Below are 12,597 nucleotides of genomic sequence, written 5' to 3' on the forward strand. Positions count from 1 at the left end.
TTGGGGAGGCCGGTTCATATTATTCCCCGGCGTAAAATGAGGCGGTAATGTCCCGCCATTCACCGCTGGCAAGATTATCCAGCGTAACGTCACCCATGGCATAACGGATCAGCCGCAGGGTGGGAAAACCGATATGCGCCGTCATACGCCTGACCTGGCGATTACGGCCTTCAAACAGCGTCACCTTCAGCCAGGCTGTGGGAATGGCCTTGCGTTCGCGGATCGGCGGATTGCGCGGCCACAGCCAGGCGGGTTCCTCCACCAACTGCACGCCGGCCGGCAGCGTCGGGCCATCCTTCAGCGTGAGGCCGTCACGGAATGTCTGCAAGACGGCTTCGTCAGGAATACCTTCCACCTGAACGTAATAGACCTTGCCGGTACGTTTGCCCGGCTGCGTTAAGCGCGCCTGCAATTTTCCGTCGTTGGTCAGCACCAGCAGACCTTCGCTGTCGCGGTCAAGACGCCCGGCGGCGTAAACGCCGCTGACGGGAATAAAATCCCTGAGCGTGGCGCGGCCGTTTTCATCGGTGAACTGCGGCAGCACGTCGTAGGGCTTGTTGAAGATGATCACCCGACGCGGCGCGGCCGGGTGGGGCGCTTTGGCTTTCGCCCGCATCCTGGCAGAGTTAACGCCGTGATTTCTAACAGGGAATTTAGACATAGTAATTACATGGATAAAATGTGATCCCAGTATACCTGAAATCGCATTCCGATTGGCGACGGGCAAGAATTCAAGTATTATTGACACGCATCTTACATTGTCTTAACAAGCCGTGTGTTTTAACACGTTGAGCATGAATTGACCGTAGAGTGAACCACGGGTTTTTCGCCGGTGGCCTGATTAAGGTCACGGGCTGAAAAACGCGGGTATCCAGGCGCACATTGCCTGGTCCGGTAAAGTAAATCCGGACATGACCACGGGCTCAGGTTTTAACCGATACGCACAAAGTAGAAATTGCGCTGAAGGAGAGGTGAATGGAAAGCAAAGTAGTTGTTCCGGCAGAAGGTAAGAAGATTACGGTTGATGCTAAAGGGAAACTGGTTGTTCCGAATAACCCGGTAATCCCGTTCATTGAAGGCGATGGCATCGGCGTAGACGTTACCCCTGCGATGATCGATGTAGTGGACGCGGCGGTTGAGAAGGCGTACCACGGCGATCGCAAAATCTCCTGGATGGAAATCTATACCGGTGAAAAATCCACTGAAGTATATGGCAAAGACGTCTGGCTGCCGGAAGAAACGCTGGATCTGATCCGCGATTACCGCGTGGCGATTAAAGGCCCGCTGACCACGCCGGTTGGCGGCGGCATCCGTTCCCTGAACGTTGCGCTGCGCCAACAGCTTGACCTGTACATCTGCCTGCGTCCGGTGCGTTACTACCAGGGTACGCCCAGCCCGGTTAAACAGCCGGAATTGACCGACATGGTCATCTTCCGTGAAAACTCTGAAGACATTTACGCCGGTATTGAGTGGAAGGCCGACAGCGCTGAAGCTGACAAAGTGATCAAATTCCTGCGCGATGAGATGGGCGTGAAGAAAATCCGCTTCCCGGAACATTGCGGCATCGGCATCAAGCCGTGCTCTGAAGAAGGCACCAAGCGCCTGGTGCGCGCGGCGATTGAATACGCTATCACCAACGATCGCGAATCCGTGACGCTGGTGCATAAAGGCAACATCATGAAGTTCACCGAAGGCGCGTTCAAGGACTGGGGCTACCAGCTGGCACGCGACGAGTTCGGCGGCGAGCTGATTGACGGCGGCCCGTGGGTGAAGATCAAGAACCCGGCCAACGGCAAAGAGATCATCATCAAAGACGTTATCGCCGATGCTTTCCTGCAACAGATCCTGCTGCGTCCTGCGGAGTATGACGTTATCGCCTGTATGAACCTGAACGGCGACTACATTTCCGACGCGCTGGCGGCTCAGGTCGGCGGTATCGGTATTGCGCCGGGCGCCAACATCGGCTCCGACTGCGCGCTGTTTGAGGCGACTCACGGCACTGCGCCGAAGTATGCCGGCCAGGATAAGGTTAACCCCGGCTCAATCATCCTTTCCGCGGAAATGATGCTGCGCCACATGGGCTGGACCGAAGCCGCAGACCTGATTGTTAAAGGCATGGAAGGGGCGATCGCCGCCAAGACCGTGACCTATGACTTCGAGCGTCTGATGGAAGGCGCTAAACTGCTGAAATGTTCAGAGTTTGGTAAAGCTATCATCAAGCACATGTAATTGATGCTGTGATTGGTCAGATAAGCGGGAGCGTCATGCTCCCGCTTTTTTTATTGCCGGAACAGCAGGTCCGCCCGCCGTGATTTAAATAATAACGAATAAAAAAATCAAATTAATAAATGACAAATAGCAGAGTACGACCCTGTAGAAAAGTTTAGAAAAACGTTCCCATCTTAAAGTTTGTTATTTCTCTGACGCCAATACGACGCCACCATACTAATTGAAGCACTATTTTTTCTGCCGCAGGTAAAAGAGCAGGTAAACTAAGTTGCGTCTGAGTTTTATTATTTCGTAGAGCGGATCGCCGACCAAACCGCTATAATGCTGGTATGATGCGCTCAACGCCGGGGCTGCTCAGGAAAACAGGCGATAATTTCCCTGAGTATCCGAATGCGTTGCTCCGGAGACAGGTAAAATAGTGAGTTTATTTTTTCAGGCCTTTTTTCTTTTTGATAGAGAGATAAAAGTTGATGTAAGTACTGTTCAGTTTTACACATAATTTAGCTCCTTTACGTAGTGTTTTTTTATCATATAACCAGAAAAGATGAAGAAAAACTGAATAATTGCGGTTTATTGTTCACCTTTTTGATCGGTTGGGGCGGAGATGTAATACGATAACAAATGAGAAAATAACAATTCTGTCCATGTTCAGAAAAAGAACATGGGGAAGCGTGCGCCAGAAAACAAAAAAAATTTTTTGCACTTTCCCGGCGTTGGTTTATAGTCTCGATGCATCCACTTACAAGAGGTTCTCTATGACTTCAGCCATAGATGACGTCGACCGCTTGTTCTGCGAAATTGCAGCAATAGAGCTTGGGAACGGTCGTTTCGTTATCACGGATGATGAAGGTCAGCAGTTCTATATAAAGGTTCAGGATAGAAGATTGCTCCGATACCACAGATTTGATGAAGGTGATGTTATTCTCCCGCAAGGAGAGCTCCCCCAAACCCAGGAAGAGGTCAGGGCGTTTGCGGAAAGATATCTTGGAAAAGAGTTCGTACGGAATGATGGATGCCCAATGACGGATAGCGATTATGAAGAAGTGAAGAAACTGATTCATATTACATATGAGATGAGTGTGCAACAGGATAGTACGCTTCATTAGATCAAAGATATTTCTTATTTCCCACTACACACCAAACCCGCGCTTCGCGGGTTTTTCGCGTCTGGAGGAAATAGCACGTTATTTTCGATAAAGCGCATGAAGCTAAAACACGCCGCGTTATTATTCCTTTTACCCTGTCGCTGCTATTAATAACGATAACGTTGAAAATACGCGGAACAGCAGAAAATGATCCGGTCTGTGAAAAGGGGATTCTGATTTTTTGAGGTAAGTTGTGTTGATGGTGTTATTAAAGAAACGGGGAAAAGTGAAAAGGCGCATTTCCTCCCGCATAAAGCAGGAATGCGCCTTTTGCAGATGTTGATAACAGGCCGTTAAGCGCGTTTTTCTTCCTGAGAAGGACGCTTGCCGTCCGGGTGTTGGCGTTCTCCTTCCTTCATATTATGCTGCGGCTTTTCGCCTTTGCGATCGGAACGCTCGCCATCGGGTTTACGATCCGGACGTTCACCATCAGGTTTACGATCCGGATGCTCGCCATTGGGTTTACGATCCGGGCGTTCACCGTCGGGTTTACGGTCCGGACGCTTAACGTCCTTATTGGTATCTTTATTGTATTCTTTATGCTGCTTATTTTCGTGCTGAGGACGTTTCCCATTATCAGGGCGATCTTTTTTATCTTTGTCGATCTGATGTTTTTCCACGCCGGGAGGGGGCATATCACCCGGCTTTTCATTTTCGGCGAATGCCAGAGGGCTGGTGAGAATTCCTGCGACGGCCAGCGCCAGTATCGTATTACGCATGATTCCTTCCTTTTGCTAATAAAACATCAATCACGATGACTGTGACGCCGAGTATAAGGAGCGGAAGGAACCATGGACAATGAGACTTTTCCAGCAAATCAGAAACTACACAATTGTTTCATGATTGATTAAATAAAAGCCAATTATGGTGAGGAGGGAGCCGGGCGTTTGTTACTTCATGAAAAAGCGCATTCAGCAAAATAGCCGGGCGCGCGGGAATATCCCCCGGCGAAGAAAATAGCGGAGCAATCAGAAGCTGATTCCGGAACCGACGCCAACGCCAATTCCGATACCGCTGCTGCCCGCACCGCCGCCGGCATGAATACCGGTACCGGCGCAGCCGATGAGTATGAATGCCAAAAGCAGAGGAATAATCTTCATAATTCACCGCCGTGAGAAATGTACATTATATGTTCAGTCACAGGGTTCATCATTATTGTAAACCACCTGAAGAGCAACCATTTTTTCCCCCATAAAGTAAAACTCCAACAGGGCGCCATTGTCGGAAGGCGGGGTAACGTCGATTTCGGTGGTGTAATAAAATTGGCGTGTGAAGCTTGCCTGGCGATCGTCTTCATTTTCCTTTGCGGCGTCATCCAGCTTCGCCCATGCTTCATAGCCCTGAATGTAATAGGGAATATTCATGGCGTAGATGTCACGCGCATCGTCAAAATAATTGCTGACAGGGTCCGGATCGCTGTCTGCCGTCGGGCTTTTACGCAGGACAGAGAAGCTGTAGCTGGCCGAAAGCGCGGAAATCAGCGCGTACGCGGACGTTTTTCCGGTGATGGTCATGCCGCCGAGCGTCATGGTCAGGTTGTGCGGAATGCCGATGAAGTTGCTGACGCCGACGCCGTTCAGGCCGACATTAAAAGCCGCGTTTTCATACTGATAGTATTTCCAGTCGGGATGCGCGGCGCAATCCCCGCCAATCAGGTTGTAGTTGTTGCCGATGTTAACGGGTTTGCCAAGCACGATAGCCAGCATGTCCGGCGTCAGCGGCATCTCTTTGTCGAGATCGAGAACCAGCGGCACGGCAAGCCGGGCGGGCACCGGCAGGGGGATTAAAGCATCCCGTTTGCCGGGATGGCTGCGCAGTACCCACTCGCGCGGGGCGCCTGACGCGCCCTGAGCTGAGCGTGGCGTGATTTTCCCGTAGATTACGCCGTTTTCGATGCGATCGAATGTGCGCAGGGTTTCCGCCGCGGATGTGCTGGTCAGCACTTTACCGCTCATTTTCCAGCCGTTTTTGTCCTGAAGATAAATCGCGTAGTAGTTATACCAGTCCCGGCCGGGGCCGCCGATATCGCTCAGCCCTTCCCAGGTGAAAGGAACCAGGGCGTCGGCTTTGCCGTCGTGATTCAGATCGCCGAACAGAATGGGAAGCCCCTGATGCTGGCCGTGTTCAAAGGGCAGATACAGGTGATTTTCCGACGCTTTCTCTTTTTCCAGCAGGCTTCCTTTGTCTTTTCCGAACGCTGCGAGCAGCGAGCGCACGGTTTCCGGCGGTACGTTTTGCGGCTGAAAAGCGATGCCGCTTTCACCCGCCGCCGCGTCGAAGGCCAGAAATAACAGTAGGGTTAACGCCGTTTGTTTCATCACGTCCTAACCTGAAAAGAGAAAACACCCAAAAACGCGGCTTATTAAAGCACAGCCGCTGCCGGATTATCGGCATCCGGCAGCGAGGAATATTTGCATAGTGTAAATAATTGGTGCGTGTTGTAACTTTTGCGGAACGTGTTGCCGGAAAAAGCGTTGTTATACCAACGGAACTTCTGCAGGCATCTGACTCATGGTAGTCACGTAGGCTTCTTTCAGAACGCTGGCAAAATGCCGGACTCCTTCCAGGGTCGGCATGGCGCCCAGCAATCCTAAGGCGAACCAGCAAGACATCAACAGCCCGAGAAAGGCGAACAGAAATGCGCTGATGGGGCGCTCTTTCCGACGGCAGGTGATATTCAGTGAGCTGGAAAAAAACATCATAACCGCGCTGAATAGCTCCCAGCGGGCAAAGACGATACCGGAGATCAGGGCACTCATCAGGTTTCCTTCAGGGATTGGGGTAGAACAGGGAAGTGTGACTCGGGTCACATAATATCATGGAGAAGTAAAAAAGTAAGCTCTCCGCGGAACAAGACGACTGAGCATCAAAAGCTACCTAAATATGGATTGATATAACTATAATTCGCGGCTATATAAAAATCTGGCAAAACGACAATAATTAGTAATCTATTCGCATATCATGGTTCTTTTTGCCGCGTTATGCTGTCAGAATGCCAGATAAACGATCCGCAGGAAGTAGAGCATGGGGAGGAACCACTTATTTTAGAACTTATTCAGGTATTGGGGCTTGGACTGGTTGTTTTACTGCCGTTGGCGAACCCGTTGACGACGGTGGCGCTATTTCTCGGCCTGGCGGGGAATATGAACCGTGAGGAACGTAACCGCCAGTCGATGATGGCCTCGATTTATGTCTTCATCATCATGATGGTGGCGTATTACGCCGGTCAGGTAGTGATGAATACGTTTGGTATCTCCATTCCGGGGCTGCGCATTGCCGGCGGGCTGATTGTGGCGTTCATCGGTTTCCGGATGCTGTTTCCCCAGCACAAAGCGCACGACGCGCCGGAGGTCAGCAGCAAATCCGAGGAGCTGAGCAAAAGCAACGATGTAAACATTGCGTTTGTACCGCTGGCGATGCCGAGCACGGCAGGGCCGGGAACCATCGCGATGATCATCAGCTCCGCCTCGACCATCGGGCACGGTACGCAATTTTCTTCGTGGGTGCTGCTGGTTGCGCCGCCGCTGGTCTTCTTTTTGGTCAGCCTGATCCTGTGGGCCTGCCTGCGCAGTTCCGGCGCGATTATGAAGCTGGTCGGGAAAGGCGGCATTGAGGCGATCTCCCGCCTGATGGGCTTTTTACTGGTGTGCATGGGCGTGCAGTTTATTATTAACGGCGTGCTGGAGATCGTGAAGAATTACGCCGCGTAACTCACCGGACCCTTTTGTGGCGGGCAATACATGTGCCAGCCCTCAGGTTGGCTGAGTTCGTTGAAAAAACACCGGGGCCGGGGATCGCGGCGATGATCCCCGGCTTCGTCATTTTTGCTCCTGCCGCGATCTTAACCGTTCGAAATTATTCATGCCGCTGTCAACTAGAAAAAACGGTTTTCCGGTCTAATACTTATCTCTAGTGAGCCCGTGTTGTAGTGCAATCCGGGCGTTTTGAGGTGGTATAAGGAGTTCTCCAAATGAGCGAAAACACAAAAGACGGCCTGATTCTTCTCGGTCGCATCCTGTTGATGGTGTTATTCATTATCTTCGGCTGGTGGAAGCTGACCAATTTCAGCATGGCGGTCAGCGCTATGCAGGGATACGGCGCGCCGATGCCGTATGTTGCCGCCATCATCGCGGTGGCGGTGGAATTTTTCCTCGGTATTGCCATTATCCTGGGGATATTTACCCGGCCCCTCGCGGCGCTGTATGCGCTGTATGTATTGGCAACGTCGTTCATCGGTCATCCGTACTGGAAACTCACCGGGATGGACGCGATAGCCAATGAGATTAATTTCTATAAAAATATCAGCATCATCGGCGGACTGTTGTTGCTGATCGTCACCGGCGCGGGGCGTTACTCTCTGGATGCGAAGTTCTGCGGGAAAAAGTAGGCCTCTCCGGGAGGGCAAATTGCCGTCAGGCGCCGTTAACCGATTAATTAATCAACATAAAAGAATAATTGTTGCGCATGATGCCTATTTGGTAAACAAATGGCGGAAATCCGGCGATTAGCACTAGACAACGACAGGGTAGCCCGATAATATTTGCCCTCATTGGAAGGATGGCCGAGTGGTTTAAGGCAGCGGTCTTGAAAACCGCCGAGTGTAACAGCTCCCAGAGTTCGAATCTCTGTCCTTCCGCCAAATTTGAACCCCGTGATACTTGGTATCACGGGGTTTTTCTTTTCCCGCCGTTTTTCACTTGCGGGCGCTACACCACCATCGGCGCCAGCATAAAGCCGAAGGCGACGCCGGCAATGATGCCGCCCAATCCCGGCAGCATGAATGGGTGGTTCAGTATGTATTTACCCACCCGCGTCGTCCCCGTGGTGTCAAACTCCATCGCCGCCAGCGATGTCGGATAAGTGGGCAATACAAATACCCCGGTGACCGCCACGTAGGAGGCCAGAATTGCCCAGGTCGGCACGCCCAGCGCCACCGCCAGCGGAATAATCAACGGCGTGGTCGCGCCCTGTGAATAGAGCAGCGCGCAGGTACAGAACAACACCAGAGCCAGCAGCATGGGGTAGGTGCGCAGTATATCGCCGGCGGTTTCCTTGATTTCGGCCATGTGCGCGTCAACGAACGTGGTGCCCAGCGTAACGATCCCCAGAATAACGGCGAGCGAACTCATACCGGCGCGGAAGGTCGGCGCCAGCACCACGGAGTCGGTCGACGTTTTACACAGAACCACCATCAGGCAGGCGGCGGACAACATACAGATGATAATGATGTCGCGCGTGCCCATCGGTTTCCCGAGGTCAAAGCCGGGGCGCAGAGCCGGAAAGGCAGCCAGAATGACGATAGCCACGGTGGCCAGCAGGAACAGCGCCACCGAAAGTTTGGCCTGCGGCGTGTCGGTGTTTTGCTTCTCCTCGTACTTACGCACCAGGCCTTTCTGCAGGCGTTCCAGATAAACTTCGTCATCCTGCAACTCGCATCCCTGACGGGAGGAGATGAAGGCGGCGACCATTGCGGCGATGAACGAAGCCGGCAGGCAGACCGCCATCACCTGAATAAAGGTGACGCCGTTGCCTTCCATGATGGTCAGCATTGCCGCCATTGCTGCGCTGATCGGCGAGCCGGAAATCGCAATCTGGGACGCCACGACGGAACCGGCCAGCGTGCGGGAGGGCCGCACGCCGGACTCTTTGGCGACCTCCGCGATAACGGGCAGGGTGGAGAAAACGATGAAGCCGGTACCGGCCATGATGGTCATCGCCCAGGTTATGATGGGTGCGATGATGTTGATGTATTTAGGATTGCGCCGCATGAAGTTGCCCGCGGTGCGTACCATATAGTCCATACCGCCCGCGGCCTGCAGCGCGGAGGCGGCCACCACGACGGTCATGATGATCAGAATGACGTCCACCGGCGGAGAGCCGATGGGGAGACCGAATCCCAACGTCAGAATCGCCAGCCCCAGGCCGCCGCAGAGGCCGATACCGATGCCTCCCAGCCGGATACCGAAAAATATTGCCCCTAATACCACGATAATTTCTAGCCAAACCATGACAGTCTCCCATTGACAATATGTACTTGTCGCTGAAGTCGATGAAGAAAATAAATTGTTATTGTTAGTTTCTGATTCGTGCTTAGTTTATTTTTTGTGCCAGCAGATGGTGTTTCCCTACCCGTTGCTCATACCAACGAATTCCCGCCCGGACTAATGATCCGGTGGAGTCGATATATTTATCCGGCGTTTCTCTGACCGCGTCCGCCAAAATAACCGGCACCTCGGTACACCCGAGTACGATAATTTCCGCGCCGCGCGAAAACAGCGCCTCCGCCTGCGCGCGGATTAAGGTTTTGGCCTGCGTTATATTGCCGGCTTTTAATGCATAAATACTCTTCATCACGTTATCCTGACTCTGCGGATCGGGCTTTATACAGGTAAGTCCTCGTTCTTCAATGCTTTTCTGATACAGTCCCATATGCAGCGTGGCATTGGTCGCCAGCAGGCCCACGTTTGTTTTTCCGCTGGCTTCGGCTTCCTTCATCGTGGTTTCGACGATGCTCAGAATATCGACGTGACAGGCGTCTTTTAATTCCCGGAACCAATAATGCGCGGTGTTGCAGGGAATAACGATGCATTCCGCACCGGCTTCTTCCAGCGTGTGTAAATAACGTTGCATGATCGGCAGCGGAGACTGGCCGTTATTCATCAGGGCGTCAGTTCTGTCCGGGATATCGGGAATAGAGGAAATAATCAGCGGAATATGTTCCTGATCGTGCCGTGCTGCGGTGTAGGTAACGAATTTATTAAATAGATCCACGGTGGCCGCCGGACCCATTCCTCCTAATACGCCGATTAAACCTTTCACAATGCATACCCCTTTCTGTGCTGGTTTTGTATAAATAAAAATATTTCGGCGGCGCTGATGTGCAATAACTATTGCTAACTTGTTATTAACATGATTAACCGAAATAAAACGTTAAATAAGGCCGTGATTTATTTGATGACGGGTAAATCGTTATTTATCTTTAACAGGAGTGTTGAGCGAAGAGAAATGCAAGTATGTATGGCATGATGCAAAACTTGCATTATCCGGCATCACAAACCGGGCATTAGCACTGGCGGTCTTGTGGCGTTAGTGCCAGTATGTCCGCAGTGATGAGGTTTCAAACGCCGGGAAGGGGATGTTACGCTGGCGATGCCTGATGCCGGAAACGAAGATGTCATGCAAGAAACGAATCATGAGAAGGATGGGGGAATTATAAGAATTCTTATTTCTTATAATTAACCGTATCGGCGTGCGATATTGTTTCACTCCCGGCGATTTATTAATTAACCAATTTTACCGAACACTGCGATCGCCACCGGGGGGCGTGATGAAAAATATAGAGACGAAATGGCTATATGACTTTCTGACGCTTGAAGCCTGCCGCCACTTTTCCCACGCTGCGCAAGCGCGCAACATCTCTCAGCCAGCCTTCAGCAGACGGATAAAATCGCTGGAGTCCGCTATCGGCGTCGAACTGTTCGATCGCAGCACCACGCCCTTACAACTGACCGAGGAAGGCAAGCTGTTTCACTCCCAGACGCGCAGCCTGGTGCAGCAACTGGAGTGTAACCTGAACGAACTTTCCGGCCAGAACCTGCTCGGGACTCCCAATATCAAGATCGCCGCCGCTCACTCCCTTTCATTGACGCTGCTGCCAAAGCTGGTTCACTCGCTGGCCGACTACGGCGGGGAGTTTGTTTATCATGTGGAGGCGATTGACGTGGTGCAGGTGGTCAATACCCTGCGCGAAGGGAAAAGCGACTTCATTATCTCTTTTTACGATGAGGATCTGATGCAGGCGCCGTTCTGCTGCCTCAAGCTGTTTGAGTCAGAGCTTTACCCGATCTGCGCCGCAGGCAGCGACGGCCGTCCGCTTTTCGACATCTACCAGCCACAGGCGCCGTTGCTCAACTATACCAGTTCTTCCTACATGGGGAGGCTGGTGAATCGCCGGCTGGGGGAGGTCGGTGCCATTTCACCGCGTACGCTGTTTATGTCATCCATGAGCGAACTGCTGAAAAATATGGCGCTGGACGGGCACGGCATCGCCTGGCTGCCCATCTATTCCGTGGTGGAGGAGTTGAAAGAGAAAAGGCTGGTTTGCCTGAACACGCCGGAGCTGACGGTGCCGATTCGCGCCTATATCTACCGTATGGATACCCGGCTGAATAAGAGTGCGGAGCATTTTTGGCGCATCCTGAAAAACAACATGCCTGAAACGCTGAAGTAGCCATAACCTGATTCATCATCCCGCATTCACCGGCATACCGGCGGCTAAACACGGCCATGTTTTCTCCTGCCTTTGCGACATCTGAAGCGGCGGAGCGGCGTCATCAGGGCCATAAGATATGTTATATCGCTGATTCAGTCGCGGATAATGCTGAATGGCGCGGTAGTTAAAAACGAAATAGAGGAAGAACCATGAATGAGAAGGCGACGGTATATTTTCTGGAATTGCCGTGGCGTAAAAGTCAAGCTTATCAGTCCGGCTATTCATTAATAATTATTTCGCAATTATGATGAAAACTTATCACGGAGGAGATAGTTTCTCTGTGTTACGTTGATTAAAGTTAAAAAAATAAACCCTGCGTCTTATTTGTCTAAACTAACAGGCAGGTTAACGCGGTTAAATATCATTATCCTTAAAATACTTCCCCTCAAAATATTGACTTTGAAAGAAATCCGATTTGCCCGATGACGCCGCAGGCTGGCTGAGTAATACCGCTTAAACTGCGCACCTCTTTCTATCGGCGAATTTACTGCGCTTTTAAAACTGCTCTCATTCATCCGGGAAATATCTGTATTCATTCCCGTTAAAATTGTGACGTCTGCGATTTAAATAGAAAATGCTTTAAATTTCTCATGCTGTTTTATAGGGCTAATCAGCCCATTGTGAGAGTATGAAAAACAACACACCTCTCGCATAACCTGCGCTGAATATCGCATTTGTATTTTTAACTTCCGCATAAAGGGATTGGATATAATGACAAAGAAAACATCAGAGAAAAAGTCAGATAATTCAACGGATAATGGAAACAACCCGCAGAACGTAACGCGTAATGAAACAGCGGGAAACCCGGAGGCTCAGAGTTATATAAAATCATCCTCAGCGTCAAATAATAAAGATAATCAATCGGCAGAAACGTTCCCGTCATTATATTTATTTGATGAGTCAACGCCGCAAGCCTGGCTGTTTGGCGCGCCGGAAGCCGCGGTTTTATTA

Annotated in this window: 12 protein-coding genes and 1 tRNA gene; 6 read left to right on the top strand and 7 right to left on the bottom strand. The window is 51.3% G+C overall.

Translation table 11 applies throughout. From position 1 onward, the window contains the following. Positions 1–19 precede the first annotated feature (19 nt). Positions 20–661, bottom strand: a complete 642-nt coding sequence (rluE, locus tag C8D90_RS01700; RefSeq protein ID WP_115456685.1) for a 23S rRNA pseudouridine(2457) synthase RluE — start codon at positions 659–661, stop codon at positions 20–22. Between the two features lie 314 nt (positions 662–975). On the opposite strand from rluE, the gene icd reads away from it, so the two are divergent. Together icd and C8D90_RS01710 are read left to right on the top strand one after the other, a co-directional pair. Next, the gene (gene icd, locus C8D90_RS01705; RefSeq protein WP_115456686.1) at positions 976–2,229 is read left to right on the top strand and encodes an NADP-dependent isocitrate dehydrogenase; all 1,254 of its coding nucleotides are present in this window, start codon (positions 976–978) and stop codon (positions 2,227–2,229) included. Positions 2,230–2,984: 755 nt separating this feature from the next. Then, positions 2,985–3,335, top strand: a complete 351-nt coding sequence (locus C8D90_RS01710; RefSeq protein ID WP_115456687.1) for a hypothetical protein — start codon at positions 2,985–2,987, stop codon at positions 3,333–3,335. 332 nt (positions 3,336–3,667) lie between these two features. Here C8D90_RS01710 and C8D90_RS01715 read toward each other — a convergent pair whose 3' ends face one another. From C8D90_RS01715 to C8D90_RS01725, 4 genes are all read right to left on the bottom strand, one after another. Further along, positions 3,668–4,093: a hypothetical protein gene (locus C8D90_RS01715; protein ID WP_115456688.1), complete on the bottom strand. Its 426-nt coding sequence runs from the start codon at positions 4,091–4,093 to the stop codon at positions 3,668–3,670. A gap of 249 nt (positions 4,094–4,342) precedes the next feature. Continuing rightward, positions 4,343–4,474 (bottom strand): hypothetical protein, encoded by a 132-nt coding sequence (locus tag C8D90_RS22360; RefSeq protein ID WP_260503162.1) that lies wholly within the window; start codon positions 4,472–4,474, stop codon positions 4,343–4,345. A 33-nt stretch (positions 4,475–4,507) separates the two neighbouring features. Beyond that, the gene (locus C8D90_RS01720; RefSeq protein WP_115456689.1) at positions 4,508–5,692 is read right to left on the bottom strand and encodes a hypothetical protein; all 1,185 of its coding nucleotides are present in this window, start codon (positions 5,690–5,692) and stop codon (positions 4,508–4,510) included. A gap of 159 nt (positions 5,693–5,851) precedes the next feature. Beyond that, positions 5,852–6,133 carry a YjcB family protein gene (locus C8D90_RS01725; RefSeq protein WP_115456690.1) on the bottom strand — a complete coding sequence of 94 codons (282 nt, stop codon included), beginning with the start codon at positions 6,131–6,133 and terminating at the stop codon, positions 5,852–5,854. A 282-nt stretch (positions 6,134–6,415) separates the two neighbouring features. Between C8D90_RS01725 and C8D90_RS01730 the strand changes: the two genes are divergently transcribed. The 3 genes from C8D90_RS01730 (at position 6,416) to C8D90_RS01740 (ending at position 8,013) form a co-directional block, all read left to right on the top strand. After that, a complete protein-coding gene (locus C8D90_RS01730) occupies positions 6,416–7,084 on the top strand; it encodes a MarC family NAAT transporter (RefSeq protein ID WP_115457225.1) in 669 nt (222 codons plus the stop codon). Positions 7,085–7,344: 260 nt separating this feature from the next. After that, a complete protein-coding gene (locus tag C8D90_RS01735; RefSeq protein WP_115456691.1) occupies positions 7,345–7,761 on the top strand; it encodes a DoxX family protein in 417 nt (138 codons plus the stop codon). Positions 7,762–7,925: 164 nt separating this feature from the next. Beyond that, positions 7,926–8,013 (top strand) — tRNA-Ser (locus tag C8D90_RS01740). Between the two features lie 67 nt (positions 8,014–8,080). On the opposite strand, the gene C8D90_RS01745 is transcribed toward C8D90_RS01740, so the two are convergent. Further along, positions 8,081–9,382, bottom strand: a complete 1,302-nt coding sequence (locus tag C8D90_RS01745) for an anaerobic C4-dicarboxylate transporter (RefSeq protein ID WP_115456692.1) — start codon at positions 9,380–9,382, stop codon at positions 8,081–8,083. Between the two features lie 82 nt (positions 9,383–9,464). Next, positions 9,465–10,193, bottom strand: coding sequence for a cysteate racemase (gene cuyB, locus C8D90_RS01750; RefSeq protein ID WP_115456693.1), 729 nt, complete (start codon positions 10,191–10,193; stop codon positions 9,465–9,467). Positions 10,194–10,701: 508 nt separating this feature from the next. On the opposite strand from cuyB, the gene hypT reads away from it, so the two are divergent. Then, positions 10,702–11,604 carry a hypochlorite stress DNA-binding transcriptional regulator HypT gene (gene hypT, locus C8D90_RS01755; RefSeq protein ID WP_115456694.1) on the top strand — a complete coding sequence of 301 codons (903 nt, stop codon included), beginning with the start codon at positions 10,702–10,704 and terminating at the stop codon, positions 11,602–11,604. Positions 11,605–12,597: the final 993 nt, after the last annotated feature.

It is taken from the genome of Enterobacillus tribolii (assembly GCF_003363015.1).
In the GTDB taxonomy this organism is placed as follows: Bacteria; Pseudomonadota; Gammaproteobacteria; order Enterobacterales; family Enterobacteriaceae; genus Enterobacillus; species Enterobacillus tribolii.

What these genes read in the sequence shown, in the direction of transcription:
- rluE (WP_115456685.1), bottom strand. Translation starts at nt 661, where the DNA reads ATGTCTAAATTCCCTGTTAGAAATCACGGCGTTAACTCTGCCAGGATG.
- icd (WP_115456686.1), top strand. Translation starts at nt 976, where the DNA reads ATGGAAAGCAAAGTAGTTGTTCCGGCAGAAGGTAAGAAGATTACGGTT.
- C8D90_RS01710 (WP_115456687.1), top strand. Translation starts at nt 2,985, where the DNA reads ATGACTTCAGCCATAGATGACGTCGACCGCTTGTTCTGCGAAATTGCA.
- C8D90_RS01715 (WP_115456688.1), bottom strand. Translation starts at nt 4,093, where the DNA reads ATGCGTAATACGATACTGGCGCTGGCCGTCGCAGGAATTCTCACCAGC.
- C8D90_RS22360 (WP_260503162.1), bottom strand. Translation starts at nt 4,474, where the DNA reads ATGAAGATTATTCCTCTGCTTTTGGCATTCATACTCATCGGCTGCGCC.
- C8D90_RS01720 (WP_115456689.1), bottom strand. Translation starts at nt 5,692, where the DNA reads ATGAAACAAACGGCGTTAACCCTACTGTTATTTCTGGCCTTCGACGCG.
- C8D90_RS01725 (WP_115456690.1), bottom strand. Translation starts at nt 6,133, where the DNA reads ATGAGTGCCCTGATCTCCGGTATCGTCTTTGCCCGCTGGGAGCTATTC.
- C8D90_RS01735 (WP_115456691.1), top strand. Translation starts at nt 7,345, where the DNA reads ATGAGCGAAAACACAAAAGACGGCCTGATTCTTCTCGGTCGCATCCTG.
- C8D90_RS01745 (WP_115456692.1), bottom strand. Translation starts at nt 9,382, where the DNA reads ATGGTTTGGCTAGAAATTATCGTGGTATTAGGGGCAATATTTTTCGGT.
- hypT (WP_115456694.1), top strand. Translation starts at nt 10,702, where the DNA reads ATGAAAAATATAGAGACGAAATGGCTATATGACTTTCTGACGCTTGAA.